Origin of the sequence: Peribacillus sp. NPDC101480 (genome assembly GCF_050277335.1) — a bacterium.
GTDB lineage: Bacteria > Bacillota > Bacilli > Bacillales > DSM-1321 > Peribacillus.
Genome location: NZ_JBNNSB010000001.1, coordinates 1,269,864 through 1,287,830, shown reverse-complemented (window position 1 = coordinate 1,287,830; position 17,967 = coordinate 1,269,864). Strand labels below are relative to the sequence as shown.

Here is a 17,967-nt window from a genome sequence, read left to right as displayed (position 1 = left end):
TGGCAATGGATTGTCGAAGTAAAGCCATGACGATTCAAGTTAATTTCCGTGTGAATAACTTGAACATGAATAGCCAAAACTAAGGGGTATTAAGTAGGAAGGAACAAACATTAAGGTGAAAAATAATGCCTGGTAGTTTCAAAATTTCATCACATCAAATGATGATTTTAATCCTTTTGTATTCGGTAGGAACGGTTATTTTACATACTCCTTCTCCTTTAGCTGGTTTTGCAAAGCAGGATGCGTGGCTTGCTGCATTATTTGGGACAGGAATCGCATTAATTTTTGTATGGTTTTACATGAGGGTTGGTAATTTATATCCTGATCTCCCTTTAGATCAAATAAATGAAAAGGTTTTTGGTAAGTTAGTCGGAAAGATGATCAATTTCACATTTTTTATCTGGTCTTTTTCAACTGCTGCCGAGACTATTTATTATGTGGGGAAGTTCATTGAAACTTTTTGGATGCCAGATACCCCACTTGCAGCATTGAATTTATTGTTAGCTGCAGTTGTGATCTTGACAGTTCGCCTTGGAATTGAAACTTTTACACGCACGTTGGAAATATTCTTCATACCCGTATTAATATTACTGACTATTTTTTTGGTATCCATCATTCCTCAAGCCAATATCCAAAACATTCAGCCAGTATTTGAAAATGGAGCCAAACCTGTCATACGGGGGACACTTTTTTTCATCAGCGTGTTCACGCTGTCTCCTGTTATGTTTTTAATGATTTTCCCTTCAAAAGTCAATGATAGTAAAAAAGGGGGTAAAGCCTTTTATATTGGCACATTGATCGGTGGAATCATTTTAATTCTAGTTATCATGCTGGACATTTTGGTTCTTGGACCCGATAACACAGCAAGAAATATCGCTCCAAGTTATACGATGGCAAAAAAAATAAATGTAGGGAATTTCCTAATGCGAATCGAAGCTATAATTGCCACGATTTGGATCTTTACAACCTATACCAGGACGGTTATGTATTTTTATGTTTCGGTTGTTGTATTTTCAAACATATTCAATATAAAAGATTATCGTCCATTTACTACGGCTTTAGGGATGATAATGGTTTTTTATTCATTGATTGTTTTTCCGACGGTCCCTTCATCCGGGGAATTCAATAAAAATATATGGTTATTCCATGCAGCGACTTTTGGTCTGGTCATGCCTTTATTATTATTTATCACGGCTAAATTTAAAAACATCATTAAAAAGCACCATGGCACCAACAATGATAATATCCATAACGGTTAAAAAGAACATAATAAAAATATTCCAGAAGTCCTAATTTACCGGGTAATGAATATTTACGAATGAGGTGAGTATATTGAAACATAAAATAATCATCATTTTTAGTGTTGTTTTTATAGCGTTCATGACTGGTTTACTCATCTTTTACCTCATAAAAGATGATTCTTCCCGATGGATGGTAGCTCTTGGAGGAATATTGGTAAGTGCCCTGCCCATTATATTATTGTTTGTAAAAAATAATCCTTTTAACATTCCAATCATAATCGGTTACTATGTTTTTATTTTCTGTACGACATTTTTAGGGTCCATCGCAAATTTTTATGTGGATTTTAAATGGTGGGACTCTGGCCTTCACTTCTACAAAGGCATTTTCGTGGCCTTTGTTGGAATTGCTCTTTATAAACAATTCATTCCTCAAAAAGCGAGAAAAGATGTTTCAAGGTGGGTCACCTTTCTTTTTGCTCTCTCACTTTCAGCCATTGCCACTGTCCTTTGGGAGATATATGAGTTCGTAGGAGATCTCACTTTTACTCATACCATGCAACGAGGCGGTAATAAAGACACCATGTACGATATAATTTTCGGTCTTACGGGCGGCCTGCTTATCTCCGTTTATTCTATTTTACAAAAATCAAAATTATAATTTATTGAGGTAATCATATGAATCGTAAGCTAGTTATTTCTATAAGTTCAGTGTATGTACTTTTCATGGCAGCTTTATCTATTTTTTACTATACAGACGATGAAAATTTTAAATCACTGGTTTCGATAGGCGGTGTGGTATGTGGAGCAATTCCCCTTTTATTGGCCCTATTTACCAAGCTTCAATTCAATCTGCCAATTATCATTTCCTATTTAATCTTCTTATTCGGTTCACAATATTTAGGATCTATTTTAGGCTGGTATGGACTGGGATGGTGGGATACACTCTTACATTTACTAAGCGGTTCCCTTCTAGCTTTTACGGGAATTGCTTTATATGAACGATTGGTATACAGAAATGCAGGCAAAGATATATCCCCTTGGTTTGTCTTTTTGTTTACCCTCTCCTTCTCAGCACTTGGTGGTATCATTTGGGAGATTTACGAATTTAGTTCTGATCAATTATTCGGAATGACCCTGCAAGGCGGGGGAAATAAAGATACAATGATAGATTTAATCGCAGATACTGTTGGAGGGCTTATCATTGCAGTATGGGCCGGAGTGCGGACAAAGATTAAGTTAAAGAAAACATAAAAAAACGTTCCAGTTGATTTCAGAAACCTGCTCCCTTTACGCCGACTGTCTGCCAAAGGGTTGGGGATAACGATATCCCTTTTGTAGACAAACTGAAACGACCATCTTATCGATGGTCGTTTTTATGTTCATTTAAATATGATGGAAATTATTTTTTCCGTCGTCATCGCACTATCCACCACATATGTTCCAGGTCGTAAACCGTTGGCCTTGCCTTTCTTTTCAACCGCGTCAGAAAACTCATTGGCATTTTTAATGACCTTTGCCCTTTGTAGGTTTTTACCCACATCGATGCTTGTAGAGCCTTTAGACACAGTTAGAACTGTACGGTATATGATTTTTTCTGTTGGTTCTTTTACCGCTTCTTTTTCCGCTTCCGCTTTAATCGACTGTGCTTCAGCAATCTGATCTTCCCATTCTTTTTCTGAATGTATGACATACCCTTCTGAAGCCAGAGACTCTTTCATTTCATCTTCTGATAGTTTCTCTGATGTGCCGGTCGCTTCTCCTGGACCAAAGAAGTACACTGCACCGCATAAACCTGCTGCAACAACAAGGCCTCCGGCAAAGCTGCGCATTGATTTAGATGTCATTGGCCACAATTCTCCTTTCATTCTTCGTTTTTATGTAAGGAGTAAGCATGCTTTCAATTTCATCTTCCGGCTGTTTTGTCTTTAGTGCGATGCTTTCAAATGAGTAGCCTCGCTTATGTAGGTCGAGTACTTCACGCAACAAGTTCCGCTTTTCGGAAGTCATTGCTAGAACGCCTGCCTCTTGCACCGTAATTTCAGCATCTATCTCGATGTTCCTGATTTTTTCCTGTAATACATTCATTTCATCTCCAAAAGTGATAGCAAGCTGTTCCAATTGACTATCCACTTTTGCAGAATCCTTTTTAATAAACGATAAAATGAACAGTAATACTGCTGCAGCAAACAAAATGATCAGAGCCCATTCCATCATTTTATGTCCCTCCTTAATCTTTGAATCTAATATCTCGCTTTCTAATTATATATGGATTTGTTCCAAAACTCGATTTAAAAGTACTAAATACCACAATAGTCACGTATTTATGACAAAAAAAGGCGCGGCAAGGCCATCCATAACTAATAATAAGCAAAAAACGAAAAATACAACTTCCATTTGAGGACCATTTTACCATAATCCATTCATCATTAATACCATTGTTAGTATATTAAGGCAACATACTTCAATAACGCTGTCTAACTGGGTTATCAAAGTATACATGGCATTCTTATTCACATCACTGCTGTACTTTTCCCTTTAAAAGAGTCCAAGGGTTATATTAAATGACAAACACGTTACCAAACGATAAGATATATATTATTAGGTTCCTTTTCCTGTTTCATTGAATAGGTACGATTTCTCAGTGCCATTTTTGAACAATATTAAGGAGGATACAATGAATATTAAAATAAATAATATACCGAGTTTCATGCAAGCCGAAATTGAACAACTTCAATCAAAATTATCCCCCTTGTTGAAGAAAAATATGAAATACGGTTTTTTTTCGACGGTGATGATAGGCTTTTCCGTCATTAATCTTTTTTTCCTTTTATTTAAGAACGAATCTTTACCCATCTCGAAAATTGCACTTGGAATCTATGCAATGGTGGGAGCTGTAGGATTTGCCTTTTTAAAAGAAAACAAACACAACCAAAAAGAAATAGTGAAAATTAGTCAACAATATATGTTGGATAGAATCAAAAAAAGCAGCTATTTAACAGATGCCAGAAAAAGTAACTACTTTAAAAGAGTAAATGAGCATCCGCTTACTGCCATGAATGTTTTTTTTGAGTTTCTTGCTGAAGAACAACAATGGAAGAACAAATCCTCACACCCGGAATAATATCGGTAGAAATAAGCAAAAAACTCAGCACGAAAAAAACAACTCAACAAGTGTGATCCGATAAACTGCCGAATCACACTTGTTGGTTGCTTAGGCTATTGAATTCAAAAATCCTCTGTATCACGTTTCTTCTTTAAGTGCATTCCATTTGCAGCTTAGTTGTTAGTTCTGGAGCTTTTTATCAATAAGTTCATGAAAATAGACTGCAGCATGTTCAGTTGGAGAAAAGATACCATTTGTAAATGCCTCGGAACTTAATCCTTTTTGCAGTTTTTCCACCAGTTCAAAGTCTTCCTGCCGTACTTGATCAACAAATTTAAAATATTCTTCTTTTTCTATGGTTATTTTTTCATCGAGGGAGTAATCACGATAAATTCCTAACGACGTCACGGCATCAACAGGAATTACTTGGATGGTATTCACATTCCCGTCTCCTGGATAAACGTTAATCATCATATTTGGCCAAACCCAATAAAAACGCGCTTGATCACCTTCGCCATTCTTACTTGCTGTCATATATTGATAGGTGAATTTGTCGTGTGTCGTTGTGCAAAAGTTTGATATATCAAAGGATTTTGCAAAGCCAGGATGAGCAATGGAACAATGATCACATTCAAGGTAATTGTCAACAACGGCTTTCCAATTAGCTTTTACTACACGTCTAGTTTCCCTAACTAGTTTCAGTGAATCAAAGAAGGGATACTCTTTCATTTCCTCTAAAAATTCCTGATATGCTTCTGCCATAGAAGGTGCATTTTTATCTAGATTTACAAAAATCATAGCATTCTGAACTTCTAAGCGAATGGATTTCATACAACTGTGTATTCCCAGTTCATTCGTTTTAAAATTAGGAGCTTTATGCACACTTCCATCTAATTTGAACGTCCATCCATGGTAACCGCATTGTAAAATTTTCTTATTTCCTTTATCGGAGTTTTCTACTTTCATTCCGCGATGAGGGCAAATATTATAGAAAGCACGCAGTTCACCATCAGTACCGCGAGAAACGATAATAGGCTCTCCGGCGATGTCTATTGTCATGAAATCGCCTACTTTTTCAACTTGGCTTGCATGACCAGCTAATATCCAACTCTTTCTAAAGATTTTTTTTCTTTCTTCATTGAATGCCTCTGGTTCGACATACCGTGAATAAGGGAGTGTAGGGCTGAACTGTACATTTTCTTTAATAGACATATTGAAAATCCCTCCTGATTATCATCTAATTTAAAAGTTTAAAAAATGCATGGAACCATTTTAGTTATACCCGATCCATATAGACTGTCTTGACCTCTGTATAGAATTCAACGGCACTCTTCCCTTGTTCACGGCTGCCTGCACTTGAATTTTTACATCCGCCAAATGGCATTTGCGGTTCGGTTCCTGCTGTTTCCGAATTGACATGAACAAGACCCACCTCCACATCTTCAATAAACCGTTGAGCCAACGTTAAATTGTTTGTACAAATTGCTGCGCTCAATCCATACTCTGTATCATTGGCCATCTTAACTGCTTCCTCATAATTTACGGCCTTAAAAAGGGCGATGACTGGTCCGAAGATTTCTTCACGTGCAATGCGGGCATGTTGTGGAACATTTTCAAAGATAGCCGGCCGGACATAAAAACCGTTCGCCAATTCCTCTTCTGCCGGAATCTCCCCTCCACACAACAGCGTAGCTTCTGATTTCCCAACATCGATCATTTCAAGCACGCCATCACGTTGTGATCTAGAAACCGCGGGACCGATATATGTTTCTTCTTTGAGCGGGTCGCCCACTTTTAATTCTTTCGTACGCGCGACAAGCCGTTCCCGGAATACTTCATAAATTCCTTCTTCCACAATCACCCGGCTAGTGGCTGTGCATTTTTGCCCTGTGGATTTAAAAGCTCCGCCTATAGCTATTTCCACTGCTTTTTCAAGATCAGCATCGGCGAGGACGACAAGAGGGTTTTTCCCTCCCATTTCCGCTTGCACTTTCTTTCCATGCTCAATGGCTTGTTTTTGAATTTGCTGACCTACTTGATTCGAGCCGGTAAAAGATATGGCCTTCACATCCGGATGTTCCACTAAAGCAGCACCAATGACGGAGCCCCTTCCGAATACACAATTGATGACACCAGGCGGAAGACCCGCCTCATCGAAGGCTTTCATCACATGGTAGACCGACTTAGGTGTAAAATCAGCCGGCTTAATCACGACTGTATTCCCGTAAATCAGGGCCGGCGCCAATTTCCATACAGGGATGGCGATAGGAAAGTTCCATGGGGTAATCAACCCCACCGGACCTAGCGGCGTGCGAATAGTGTATAAAAATGTATTGGCATTTGCTGAAGGAATTACTTCCCCGATTGGCTGTCGGGCTTCAGCAGCATAATATTCAAGTATGCTGGCAGCACGATTGGCTTCCCCCATCCCTTCCAAGAATGTTTTTCCTTCTTCCTTTATCAAATCTTGACCTACTTCCTGAATATTCTTTTTCAAAATATCAGCTGCTTTCTGCAAGTATGAAGCCCGTTGCTGAAACGACAGCTTTTTCCAGTCAGGAAATGAATTTTTTGCGGCTGCCACTGCATCATGTAAATCAGCCGCAGCACTTGATGGAAATTCCCCTAAATTTTTTCCATTATGAGGACTAAGATTTTCCTTATATTCACCTGTAGTGGGTTCTTTCCATTTTCCATTAATATAATTTAAGTAACGCATACGATTTCCTCCGTATTCTATTTTTCTACTTTTAAATAATAGGATTACTTATAACTGGTAACTTCTAAATGGATTCTTCAACGACTCCTGCATACCCTAACGTTTTCTTTTGTCGGGCACATTAGGAATATTCTCCTATTGAACAAAATCATTGGGCTGATCATTTGTTAAGGCTGGCACCTCCACTTTCCTTCTCGCATATCTAAAATAGTAAAAGATATAGCAAGCAATGACGAAACCTAATCCCCAATACAACGAGGTTCGCTGTGTCGGATCATAAGCGGTGAACACGAAAATACCTAGACACATAATGATGCAGAGAATCGGGGCAAACGGGAAAAAAGGTACTCTGAACTTCAGATTTTCAACCTTTCCGCCTGCTCTGATATACTGCTTACGGAATTTGTATTGTGCGAACGCAATCGCCATCCAAGTAAGCACCCCTCCAACCCCGCTTACGGAAAGTAGTACAACGAATAACGTTTCTTCCGCTACTACACTAGTAAGTAAGGACAGCAAGGCAAAGACCATGGTGACAAGTAAGGCGTTAAAAGGTACACCGCGCCGATTGAGCTTTCCAAATGCAGAATGCGCCATACCGTTTTGAGAAAGGGAGAAAAGGATCCTTGTACAAGCAAACAGACCCGTGTTTCCTACAGAGAGGACCGCCGTCAAAATTACGAAATTCATAATGTCAGCTGCATAAGGAATGCCTACCATTTCAAACACGGTAACAAATGGACTTTCCAGTACCCCAACTTCTTTCCAAGGAACGATGGCCGATAGAACAAAGATTGCCAGTACATAGAAAAGCAGCACACGTATTACGATATTTCTAATCGCTCTAGGAATGCTTTTTTGCGGGTTTTCCGTCTCTCCTGCTGCAACACCCATGATTTCCGATCCCTGGAAAGCATACACAACTGTCATCATCGATATAAACACACCCGTGAATCCTGTAGGGAATAGTCCATCTCCTATAAAATTGGAAAAGAACGGGGCAGGCTGTGCATCCTCCATATGAATCAATCCAAACATCGCTGCTGCACCGATAATTATGAATAGAATGACGGCAAGTACTTTAATCCCGGAGAACCAATACTCTGTCTCAGCGAAACTTCTCGTTGTTAATGCATTTATAGTGAATAAAAGTACCGTAAATATCACACACCATATCCATACTGGTGTATTGGGAAACCATCTAGTCATGAGCAAACCGGCCGCTACAAATTCCAGGCCTACGTAAAGAGCCCAGCTCAGCCAGTAAATCCAGCCAATGACAAATCCAGTGGCGGGACCGATAAATTTCGTTGCATGAACCTGAAAGGATCCGGATACCGGCATCACTACCGATAATTCACCGAGACAAATCATCGCCAAGTACATTAATAAACCACCGACCAAATAGGCAACAATCGCTCCTAAGGGTCCAGCTTCACCTATGGCATATCCTGAGCCCAGGAAAAGACCTGTTCCAATTACCCCACCTAAGGAGAGCATGAATAAATGTCTGCTCTTCATTGAACGCTGTAATTCTTTTGGCTGATTTTCATGTTCTGTTTGCATGATTTCCCCCCCGTTTCTGATCGATAATCAGCTTAAACACTTTTATGATTAACACAAGTTAACTAGAGTTCCACGATAACGCTTCGGAAGGCACTGCATATTCTGGAAGGTCGCTGATTGTCGGTTTAAATATTTCATAGGCTACTTCTCTTTGATATTTTTTTTGTTTTTTAGCTTGTGTAAATAAATGATACGTATTTTTCCTGCATAGTTTTTCTATATCATCAACGACAGCTTGTGGATTTGGTTTAACCAGTCCGAAAATAACCACATCATAAAATCTTATCGCCCCAAGGTTGGCAACGAAATCATTGACAACATCTATTCCTCTCTGTTTTATGATTTCGTCTCCCTCTGAAGAAAGGGGAATGTTTGCCGCCTCAACGATCAAGCTCGCTTTTACGCTTTTGGCATTGGATATGTGGATGACATCCTCCAATGCTGACGGAATTAAAATGTCGCAATCTATGTCGAGCCATTCCGTGTTTGACCTTACATCATAATGCGGTTCAAAAAAGGCCTTATCCATTTCCCCGTACATATTCTTATGATCAATAAGCTTTTGGACATCCAATCCTTCTTCACACGTAACCAAAAGGGCTGCATCGGAAATTCCCACAACTTTGTATCCTAACTGGGACATTTTCAATGCGCAGCTTGCCCCTACACAGCCGAATCCTTGAATGGCAACTCTCGCTCCACCTTTTCCGCTTTTAAATTTCCATGCCTCATCTGCGGAAAAAGCCACACCATAGCCTGTTACGACATCGTTTAAAAACAACCCGTCGATTTTTTTCGTCAATAATTCATCGAAGTCTTTTATCCCTTGCAGAACATCCGGATTCTGCTTCATTGATTTCGTTAATGGGATATCAATGCCAAATTCATTAAATATTTTGAGCACATCTTCATACTTGGTACCTAAATCACTTCCTAACGATACCCCTATATCTATATAAGGCATCATCGCAATCAGAAATCTTCTTAACACTGCATATGCGTCTGGCGCTTTATAATCATAGGCAATGCCCGCTTTACAACCGCCAGTCGTCTCAGACTCACAGGCTACATACTTATAAGCCATAGCCTCGGCCAACCTCTCGACCTCTTCTCTTGTAACCGTTGGGTGCATTCTAGTACCGCCGCCTGTGTAACCTTTGACAAAGTTATGGACGACCAGCCAGCCTTTAGCATCTGTTTCCGTATCATTCCATTCCACTACTAAATATGGTTTTAACAACTATGAAACCTCCCTAATTATCTTCTTTTTATTGGTTCCTGCTAACTTCCAATGTTAATTGTTCGACATTAGCTTTTCGTGGACTTCCTTCTTGTCTTGGCCTACAGATTGAATCTTTGGATTGACTGCAACTTCGATTACAGCAGGCAGCCCTGAAGCAATCGCCCTTTGCAACGCTGGCGCAAAATCACTATTTTTTTCAACCTTTTCACCATGTGCTCCAAATAAACGCGCCAATTCAGCAAAATCAGGATTGGACAAGTCAGTTCCAACGACCCGATTTGGAAAATGCCTTTCTTGATGTACACGAATTGTTCCGTAAATATTGTTGTTCACAACAATTGATATAGTCGGAATTTTATACCGTACAGCGGTTTCAATCTCTTGGAGAGTCATCATAAAGCCGCCGTCTCCTGAAATAGAAACAACATGTTTGTGAGGCTTCGCCAGCTTTGCCCCAATAGCAGCAGGCAGTCCATATCCCATCGCACCCGAAGTTGGCCCCACGTATGTGTTTTCTTGTTCAAAACGATAATATCTGGATAGCCATCCAAAAAAGTTTCCTGCATCATTTGTAATGATGGTATCCTTCGGCAGACCGACGGCAAGATCATGCATCAATCCGTCCATATCCACGAAATCTTCTGTATAGTCGGCCTTGAGTTCAGAAAATTCCATATATTTATCGTGCAATTCCTTCAAATGATCCTCGCTTGAAATAGATTCTGATTCTGGCGTTAGCATTGCTTGTTCCAAGAAGCTCTTGGCGTCTGCTTCAATGGCAAGGGAAGGAGCATACACTTTACCAAAAATTTCCGGACAAATATCCACATGGATCAGTTTAGTATTTTTAGAAAGCAAGGTGTAATCTTGGGTTCCTACTTGAGAGAATCGTGTCCCTAATGCCAAAACTACATCTGCGTCACGGATTGCATCAAGTAAATATTGAGGTGTCCCAAACCCAAGCCATCCTGCATAGCAAGGGTGTGAGTTCGGAAACGCGTCAAATCGACGGAAAGCTGTAACGACAGGAAGTTTCATTGTCTCTACAAATTGTACAAGCAGCCTGTTGGCCTTAGCGTGAATCACACCTCCGCCTGCAATCAATACGGGGCGCTCCGCGTTTCGTATCGTATCCATCGCCCGCTTCACATCTTCCATATGTGGTTGAGGAGGACGCGGGCGATAAGATGGATTAATGTTCAACTCTGCCTCATCTTCTAACATGTCATGCGGTAAAGCCACTAATACAGGGCCCGGCCGACCCGATCGCGCAATATGGAAAGCCCGCTGCAATAATTCCGGGATTCTTTCCACACGATCGATCTCTATCGTCCATTTACATAAATGACTGAAAAAACCCGTCAAATTCACTTCCTGAAATGCTTCCTTCTCTTTAAAAGGGCGTTCGACTTGGCCAATAAGCGCAACCAAAGGGGTTGAATCTTGAGCAGCAGTATGAATGCCGATAGCTAAGTTTGTAGCCCCCACTCCACGCGTTGCCATACAAACTCCTACCTCCCCTGAAGCCTTGGCATAACCTTCCGCCATAAAAGAGGCACCGCCTTCATGCCTGGCGGAAATAAGTTCTATTTCAGGATGTTGATATAGTGCATCCATTACACTAAGATAACTTTCACCTGGTACACAAAAAGCTTTTTTCACCCCTTCTATAGCCATTACTTCTACGACTGCTCTTCCTCCACTGACTTTCATAATCAAGCCTCCCGCTTTCAAGTACGTGTTTTTGTTCTCGTAATTTATGATTATATTAATATTGAACTCATTCCCACTATCATTTAATAAGTTTTTCCATACTGGAAACTTGTTTTTTCTCTTCCATCCGAATTGAAGTTTTTCCAGTAACGGCACTCACTCCCGAAGTTACTGCAATGTTGATGAATAATACAGCTAACCCCACATCAAGATCTTGTATTCCTTGCGGTAGAGATGGAAATAAAGTAGCAAGCGTCGTACCTGAAGTAGTCGAGTATATGACAATTAGGATTCCAACGATCATTCCGGCAAAAGCTCCTTGAACGGTAATCGGATTCTTTTTCCACAGACTGAAAAAAAGTGCTGGAAACAACTGTGCCATGAAGCTATATGCCATAAGATATAACGTAAAAATCGACTCCCCGCCATTGAACGTAAAATATAGAGTCACTATAGAAATGACAGGTACTAACATCCTGCTCAGTCTTTGAAGCTGCTCATCTGATGTATTCGGCTTCCACACCTTATATACATTTTTTGAAAGGATCGTGGCCGTAGCCGTCAACACGAGTGAACTGGGTATAAGGGCGGCCATCGCCCCTGATGCTCCAATAACTCCGACAAACCAGGGATCAAATGACATCTTCGCCATTTTAAATAAAGCTAAGTCTGCTTCCGCTCCCTGTAAATTCGGAACTTGGAGAATCGCAGAAAAACCAATAAATAACGAAAAAATGATGATTACTTGATAAATTGGCATAATCATCCTTATCAACAAATGCTAAACTCGAATCTTCCAAACCTTTTTTATCAGAAAAAACAGATAATTATCACTGTATTATTACATTGACACCCCTTTAGTTAAGGGCTCATTTACAGCCCAGTTCGGTTTTACGCCAGTAAGAACTTGTTCCACCTGCATAGCTGCATGTACAGCCATGCGTACGGAACCTTCCTTCGTCAATGCCGCATTATGAGGACTGACAATCACATTATCCAATTTAAAAAGGGGATTCCATTTATCAGGAGGTTCAACTTCAAATACGTCTATTCCAGCTCCGGCAATCTCGCCTGCTTGCAAAGCGTTTACTAAATCAATTTCCTTCACCACTCCGCCCCTGGAAGCGTTTACAAAAAAGGAGGAAGGTTTCATCCAGGAAAACTCACGGCTTCCTATTATTCCTTTTGTTGTTTTCGTTAACGGCAGATGTAGACTAATAACATCAGAGTTTCTGAATACCCGTTCTAAATCTGTTGCTATCTCCAGCTCTGAATTCGGGCTGGCTGTAACATAAGGGTCGTAGCCAATCACTTTCATATCGAAGCCTTCGGAAGCCTTTTTTGCCAGTATTCTACCGATTCTCCCTAGTCCGATAATCCCCAAAGTCTTGCCTTCCAAGTCCATGCCAAAAAGTTGATTACGGATAGCAAAATTCCCGCTGCGCAGCTCTTTATCAGCCAAGCTTAAGTTTTTGGACAATGATAAAATTAATGCCATTACATGTTCAGCTACAGAATTCGCATTCGCCTCTGGGGTATTTGTTACATATATGCCACGCTCTGTAGCGGCTTCGATATCGATATTGTCCAAGCCCACTCCATACTTAGCTATTACTTTGAGGTTTTCAGCTGCTGTAATAACTTCTCTATTTATTACAGCCGTTGATCTCGTTAATACTGCATCACAACCCTTGATTTCTTCCATAAGAATTTCTTGCGACAAATCAGACCCTACTTTAATCTTAAAGCCTTTTTCTACTAAATAACTTTTCCCCTCTTTCTCAATATCTTGAGGAATATACACTAAATGACTCACATTCCCACCAACCTTTCATGTTAACCTTGAAGGAAAAACCTTTCCTACTACATTGTTTATATACAATTATTGTGCCAACATAAAAAACATCCGTTTATTCAAGAAAGAAGCCAATTAGTCCTCAAATTAAGAGATAAATAAAGTAAACAATTTGTTTCATAATGAATTAATTTGTTTCAATACGTTTCAATTTATTTCAATCTTCAAGCTTTTCATCTTTCTCCATAATGTCGTGCGACTCATGCCTAACTCAAAGGCGGCTTTTCCTTTATTAAAATTAACCTTCGTTAACGTTTGAACAATTCTTTCACGCTCGGATAAATGTATTCCGGGTGACATATCGCTCTCTCCGTCAGTTTGCGACAGCGGTATTTTCTTTTTAACTATATTCGGAAAATACATTTCGATATCGTACACATCAATTAATTTGTTCTTATAAAGAGCACATAATCGCTCACAAAAATTTTGCAATTGGCGAATATTCCCCTCCCAATTCCCTTCACTTAGCTTTTTCATGGCACTATCCGTGATCTTGATTTGTTTTTGTTCCGAATGACCTTTCCGAATAAAGGCATTCACCAATAACGGAATATCTTCTCTGCGTTCCCGAAGCGGAGGCAATACAAGGTCCAGCACACTCAAGCGATAATACAGATCCTCCCGAAAGTCATTACTTTTTACCATTTGCATGAGGTCTTTGTTCGTTGCAGACACAATTCTCACATCAACCGGAATTACTTTATCATCACCGATGCGCATGATTTCCCGCTCCTGCAGGACACGTAGCAGCCGGCTTTGCATTTTCGGGGAGATTTCTCCGATTTCATCTAAAAAAATCGTACCTCTATGGGCCAGTTCAAAAAATCCTTGCTTTCCGCCTTTCATGGCTCCCGTGAAAGCTCCTTCTGCATATCCGAAAAGCTCACTTTCCAATAGATTTTCGGGAAGGGCTGCGCAATTAATGGCTACAAACGGGTTATTTTTACGGTTGCTATGATTATGTATGCTTTGGGCGAATATTTCCTTGCCCGTTCCAGTTTCTCCAATTATAAGAATGTTTGAATCTACTTCACTATAACGTTGAGCCGTTTCAATCGTCCTCTTGATTTCCGAACTCCGATACAATATATCATCAAATGTGTACTTCGCCACATGTCCGCGTGAATGAAGCTTTCTAAAGAACTTCCCTTCCATCTCCTGAATGCGGGTAACATCTTGAAAGGCGACCATATCCCCCACTTTTTTACCTTTTAAAAATATCCCGACTTTTTTTACCGATAATTGAATGGATTGGTAAGCAACCGTATCTTTTTCGTATTCATCATCGCTTAAAAGCATATTACGAAATTTCCCGGGCTTTATTATATCGTATATGGAATTTCCAATTAAGCTCCCCTTGGCAATGGACAAAATCTCCTGAGCCGCCGTATTAAATACGGATATTTGTCCCTTTAAATCTATAGCAATAACCCCTTCATAGGCATAATTAAGAATCGTTTGGTAACGCTTGGTCTTCTCCTGTTCCCTTCTGCTGACAAGAGCTACTCGTTTCGCCTCAATCAACGCCTGCCGAAATGATTCCTTTCCAGTATCCACCAGAATGGCTCCCAACCCTATTTCTTCGGCATATTTACATGTACTTAAACCACTTAACACAACCTCACAGCCATCTCTGGCTGCTAAATCCACTAAACTGACTGAGGACTCGATATCATTTAATATATAGGACTGAATTGGCAAATCAACGATATCCGAAAGGTTTTCAACACCATAAATCATATTTAACGCACCTATGACAGCCACTTTTTTACTGCCAAAACGAGCCTTGCAATCATACAGGGAACGAATGAGATCGATACCCTGCACTGGTATATCAACGATTGGAATGAATTCATTGCTTTCTTTTAAAAGTTTCGTGATTAACCCCCTTGAGATGATTACATCAGCATCAAGCTTCAGCTTTCCAATCTTATCGGCATCCTCAACTACCTCCTCTAATACAAACTTCACCGATCCGTTATCATTGTTTTCCGATGCTTCCAACTTGTTGAATTCCTCAAATCTTTCAAAGGCGTCCGTAATATACCCTTTTCGAGGAACAACGAGTTTTATTTTTATCAAAACACCCACCTCCAACCTAAAATCATTTTGCTTTATTGGATAAAGCTCAAAGCCCTGGTCATACAAGGTCTTGATAGTTCGAGTTAGCTAAGAATGCCGTAAAGTTTTTCAATGCCAGAATATGAAAAGTTAATGCCTTAAGTACGCATGAGATTAATTCCCCATTTTATCAAGATATTCCATCTTTCACTTTTAAAAATAAAAAACCCTGTTATCGTGGGTTTTTTCATCACAAGGATTTCGATTGGTATTAAATATCACAATAAGAATGGTCATTCAATTCTTCTCAATAAAACTTGCTTTTCATCACTGGAAAACGCTTTTTAACATTATAATCAGTATAATGATTCTCAAGGGGAAAATCATCATGAATAAAATATCTATAATTTCTTAAAGTGGCATCGGCTTCTGCTTTTTCACCATAATCCCCCTCCCTTTCTCGCTAATAGGACTATATTCCTTTATTCTTCATACCAATGTGGAATTCCTTTTGATTTTATCGTTAGTGACAATAAAATTAGCCTACAAAAAGATTAACCCCGTTCAAGAATTCTGAACGGGGTTTTTAAATAAATAAGAGCTGTTTAATTTTGAGTTTTTATGGAGTTTAGTTCTCAAACATCATAAGTCTGTTCATTCAAGGTGGTTTTACTTGCGAACTTAAAAAGGATCGGCTATGACAAGGATTTTCCCTGCTTTAATATCCTCCATATATTGATCGACTTCGGCTTCCTCCAGTCCAAGATCCAATAATGGCTTCCTCAATCCGCCTGCTCCCGATGCTGCCCCGGCTGCGGCTCCGCCAAATGTGGTGAAAATCGGACCCGCTGCCAATATCGGACCAATTCCTGGTACGGCCAATGCACTCATTCCAATAAGCAGGCCTGTCAACCCGACAGCTCCGCCGGCTGCTGCCCCAGCTACTAATCCATCAGTTTTTGCCGGGCTGACTTCCTCGGCTTCAGTTGGTAATTTATCGATATTTTTTGCCACTACTGATATTTGATCGGATGTATATCCTTGTTCCTTTAAATTTTTGACTGCTGTAGTCGCTTCATTTTCATTATCATATATTGCTATAAACCTCTTGTCCATGGTATCTGCTCCTTTAAAAGTAATGTATTGTACAATACCCTTAATTGAGGTTTAATAACCTTCCATGAAAGAAATGAATTTCATTCCCGGATTTGCCCCTGGCCGTATATGAAGTACTTGCTTGATGTTAAGGCCGGTAACCCCATTGGTCCACGTGCATGCAGCTTTTGTGTGGAAATGCCGATTTCTGCGCCATAACCGAATTCAAAGCCGTCTGTAAAACGGGTGGAAGCATTGTGATAAACTGCTGCGGCATCTACTTTATTCAAAAATGCGTAAGCATTTTGTTCATCCCTCGTTAGGATTGCTTCAGAATGCTTGGAACCGTACCGGTTTATGTGATCAATGGCATCGGATACACCTTTTACAGTTTTCACGCTGAGTTTTAAAGCCAGGTACTCAGTTGACCAATCTTCCTCCGTAGCCGTTTTCGCTCTCGGAAAGGAGCTGCAAACCGCTTCATCTCCATATAATTCAATACCCTTTTCGTCCAGGAGTTCCAGAATACGCACTCCATTTTCTTTAAACCATTCTTCATGGATTAGAAGCCCCTCAATAGCATTGCATACGGATGGGCGCTGAGTTTTACCGTTTAAGACAATTTTCTCGACCATCGTGATATCTGCGGTCTGATCGATGAAGATATGGCAATTGCCTGCACCTGTCTCAAGGACGGGAACAGTGGACTCCTTAATGACCGTTTCAATTAAATTCTTTCCGCCGCGGGGAATCAAAACATCTAAATACTCATTAAGATGAAAAAGTTCCTTAGCGGTTTCACGACTTGTATCCTCGATCAACTGAACAGCTTCTACAGGGATTTCCGTATTCTCCAATGCTTTATGAATGGAAGAGACTAGTGCCATATTGGAGTATTTAGCTGAAGAGCTGCCTCTTAAGATGACAGCATTCCCCGTTTTCAAGGATAATGTAGCTGCATCGATGGTCACGTTAGGCCTTGCTTCATAAATCATTCCGATTACCCCGATCGGCACCCGTTGCTTTTTAATCAATAAACCATTCTCTTTTTCGATCGTCTCCAATCGTTCCCCAATCGGATCATTTAAATCGATTAAAAGCATAATGGCCGCTGCCATGTCATCAATACGGTTAACATTCAACATAATTCGATCTAATATAGACTCGCTGAGACCTTTTTTCCTGCCATCTTCCAGATCCTTTTGGTTTTCCTTTATCAAAAAATCTTTATCGATAATAAGTTGTTTAGCAATTTTTCCAAGTGCCTCATTCTTCTTTTCCGTACTCAAACCGATTAGCTGATAACTGGCTTTTTTGGCTGCCTTTCCTTTCGCCGTCACTTCACTCATTTCCAAATTCACCCTTTTTTCT

At 40.0% G+C, this 17,967-nt stretch carries 16 protein-coding genes; 4 read left to right on the top strand and 12 right to left on the bottom strand.

What is annotated here, in order from left to right; all coding sequences use genetic code 11:
* The first annotated feature begins 125 nt into the window (after window positions 1-125).
* The 3 genes from ACQKMF_RS06430 (at window position 126) to ACQKMF_RS06420 (ending at window position 2,492) form a co-directional block, all read left to right on the top strand.
* On the top strand, window positions 126-1,259 hold the full coding sequence (locus ACQKMF_RS06430) for a GerAB/ArcD/ProY family transporter (RefSeq protein ID WP_402937965.1): 1,134 nt from the start codon (window positions 126-128) through the stop codon (window positions 1,257-1,259).
* 73 nt (window positions 1,260-1,332) lie between these two features.
* Window positions 1,333-1,899 carry a membrane-spanning protein gene (locus ACQKMF_RS06425; RefSeq protein WP_427572191.1) on the top strand — a complete coding sequence of 189 codons (567 nt, stop codon included), beginning with the start codon at window positions 1,333-1,335 and terminating at the stop codon, window positions 1,897-1,899.
* A 17-nt stretch (window positions 1,900-1,916) separates the two neighbouring features.
* A complete protein-coding gene (locus ACQKMF_RS06420; RefSeq protein WP_402937969.1) occupies window positions 1,917-2,492 on the top strand; it encodes a hypothetical protein in 576 nt (191 codons plus the stop codon).
* 128 nt (window positions 2,493-2,620) lie between these two features.
* Here ACQKMF_RS06420 and ACQKMF_RS06415 read toward each other — a convergent pair whose 3' ends face one another.
* Window positions 2,621-3,085, bottom strand: a complete 465-nt coding sequence (locus ACQKMF_RS06415) for a hypothetical protein (protein ID WP_427572189.1) — start codon at window positions 3,083-3,085, stop codon at window positions 2,621-2,623.
* Window positions 3,075-3,455: a hypothetical protein gene (locus ACQKMF_RS06410; RefSeq protein WP_260358960.1), complete on the bottom strand. Its 381-nt coding sequence runs from the start codon at window positions 3,453-3,455 to the stop codon at window positions 3,075-3,077. The genes ACQKMF_RS06415 and ACQKMF_RS06410 overlap by 11 nt, the downstream gene beginning before the upstream one ends.
* 460 nt (window positions 3,456-3,915) lie before the next feature.
* On the opposite strand from ACQKMF_RS06410, the gene ACQKMF_RS06405 reads away from it, so the two are divergent.
* A complete protein-coding gene (locus ACQKMF_RS06405) occupies window positions 3,916-4,362 on the top strand; it encodes a DUF5392 family protein (protein ID WP_402937974.1) in 447 nt (148 codons plus the stop codon).
* 162 nt (window positions 4,363-4,524) lie between these two features.
* On the opposite strand, the gene ACQKMF_RS06400 is transcribed toward ACQKMF_RS06405, so the two are convergent.
* The 10 genes from ACQKMF_RS06400 to ACQKMF_RS06355 form a co-directional block, all read right to left on the bottom strand.
* Window positions 4,525-5,556 (bottom strand): aromatic ring-hydroxylating oxygenase subunit alpha, encoded by a 1,032-nt coding sequence (locus ACQKMF_RS06400; protein WP_137019950.1) that lies wholly within the window; start codon window positions 5,554-5,556, stop codon window positions 4,525-4,527.
* Between the two features lie 64 nt (window positions 5,557-5,620).
* A complete protein-coding gene (locus ACQKMF_RS06395) occupies window positions 5,621-7,063 on the bottom strand; it encodes an aldehyde dehydrogenase family protein (protein ID WP_260358962.1) in 1,443 nt (480 codons plus the stop codon).
* Window positions 7,064-7,198: 135 nt separating this feature from the next.
* Complete coding sequence (locus ACQKMF_RS06390) at window positions 7,199-8,629, bottom strand: amino acid permease (protein ID WP_402937979.1); 1,431 nt, start codon at window positions 8,627-8,629, stop codon at window positions 7,199-7,201.
* Between the two features lie 58 nt (window positions 8,630-8,687).
* A complete protein-coding gene (locus ACQKMF_RS06385) occupies window positions 8,688-9,869 on the bottom strand; it encodes a Glu/Leu/Phe/Val family dehydrogenase (protein WP_427572185.1) in 1,182 nt (393 codons plus the stop codon).
* Window positions 9,870-9,923: 54 nt separating this feature from the next.
* On the bottom strand, window positions 9,924-11,585 hold the full coding sequence (locus tag ACQKMF_RS06380; RefSeq protein WP_402937985.1) for a thiamine pyrophosphate-dependent enzyme: 1,662 nt from the start codon (window positions 11,583-11,585) through the stop codon (window positions 9,924-9,926).
* A gap of 79 nt (window positions 11,586-11,664) precedes the next feature.
* A complete protein-coding gene (locus ACQKMF_RS06375) occupies window positions 11,665-12,345 on the bottom strand; it encodes a sodium:solute symporter family transporter (RefSeq protein ID WP_402937988.1) in 681 nt (226 codons plus the stop codon).
* Between the two features lie 81 nt (window positions 12,346-12,426).
* The gene (locus tag ACQKMF_RS06370; RefSeq protein WP_260358966.1) at window positions 12,427-13,401 is read right to left on the bottom strand and encodes a hydroxyacid dehydrogenase; all 975 of its coding nucleotides are present in this window, start codon (window positions 13,399-13,401) and stop codon (window positions 12,427-12,429) included.
* Window positions 13,402-13,587: 186 nt separating this feature from the next.
* Window positions 13,588-15,522 carry a sigma 54-interacting transcriptional regulator gene (locus ACQKMF_RS06365; RefSeq protein ID WP_427572182.1) on the bottom strand — a complete coding sequence of 645 codons (1,935 nt, stop codon included), beginning with the start codon at window positions 15,520-15,522 and terminating at the stop codon, window positions 13,588-13,590.
* A 660-nt stretch (window positions 15,523-16,182) separates the two neighbouring features.
* Window positions 16,183-16,617, bottom strand: a complete 435-nt coding sequence (locus tag ACQKMF_RS06360; RefSeq protein ID WP_402937996.1) for a general stress protein — start codon at window positions 16,615-16,617, stop codon at window positions 16,183-16,185.
* An 80-nt stretch (window positions 16,618-16,697) separates the two neighbouring features.
* Complete coding sequence (locus tag ACQKMF_RS06355) at window positions 16,698-17,945, bottom strand: glutamate-5-semialdehyde dehydrogenase (protein WP_252266974.1); 1,248 nt, start codon at window positions 17,943-17,945, stop codon at window positions 16,698-16,700.
* Window positions 17,946-17,967 lie beyond the last annotated feature (22 nt).

Excerpts from the sequence above, each read along its gene's own strand:
- ACQKMF_RS06420 (WP_402937969.1), top strand. The coding sequence starts at position 1,917 with ATGAATCGTAAGCTAGTTATTTCTATAAGTTCAGTGTATGTACTTTTC.
- ACQKMF_RS06405 (WP_402937974.1), top strand. The coding sequence starts at position 3,916 with ATGAATATTAAAATAAATAATATACCGAGTTTCATGCAAGCCGAAATT.
- ACQKMF_RS06415 (WP_427572189.1), bottom strand. The coding sequence starts at position 3,085 with ATGACATCTAAATCAATGCGCAGCTTTGCCGGAGGCCTTGTTGTTGCA.
- ACQKMF_RS06410 (WP_260358960.1), bottom strand. The coding sequence starts at position 3,455 with ATGATGGAATGGGCTCTGATCATTTTGTTTGCTGCAGCAGTATTACTG.
- ACQKMF_RS06400 (WP_137019950.1), bottom strand. The coding sequence starts at position 5,556 with ATGTCTATTAAAGAAAATGTACAGTTCAGCCCTACACTCCCTTATTCA.
- ACQKMF_RS06360 (WP_402937996.1), bottom strand. The coding sequence starts at position 16,617 with ATGGACAAGAGGTTTATAGCAATATATGATAATGAAAATGAAGCGACT.
- ACQKMF_RS06380 (WP_402937985.1), bottom strand. The coding sequence starts at position 11,585 with ATGAAAGTCAGTGGAGGAAGAGCAGTCGTAGAAGTAATGGCTATAGAA.
- ACQKMF_RS06375 (WP_402937988.1), bottom strand. The coding sequence starts at position 12,345 with ATGCCAATTTATCAAGTAATCATCATTTTTTCGTTATTTATTGGTTTT.
- ACQKMF_RS06430 (WP_402937965.1), top strand. The coding sequence starts at position 126 with ATGCCTGGTAGTTTCAAAATTTCATCACATCAAATGATGATTTTAATC.
- ACQKMF_RS06390 (WP_402937979.1), bottom strand. The coding sequence starts at position 8,629 with ATGCAAACAGAACATGAAAATCAGCCAAAAGAATTACAGCGTTCAATG.
- ACQKMF_RS06355 (WP_252266974.1), bottom strand. The coding sequence starts at position 17,945 with ATGAGTGAAGTGACGGCGAAAGGAAAGGCAGCCAAAAAAGCCAGTTAT.
- ACQKMF_RS06395 (WP_260358962.1), bottom strand. The coding sequence starts at position 7,063 with ATGCGTTACTTAAATTATATTAATGGAAAATGGAAAGAACCCACTACA.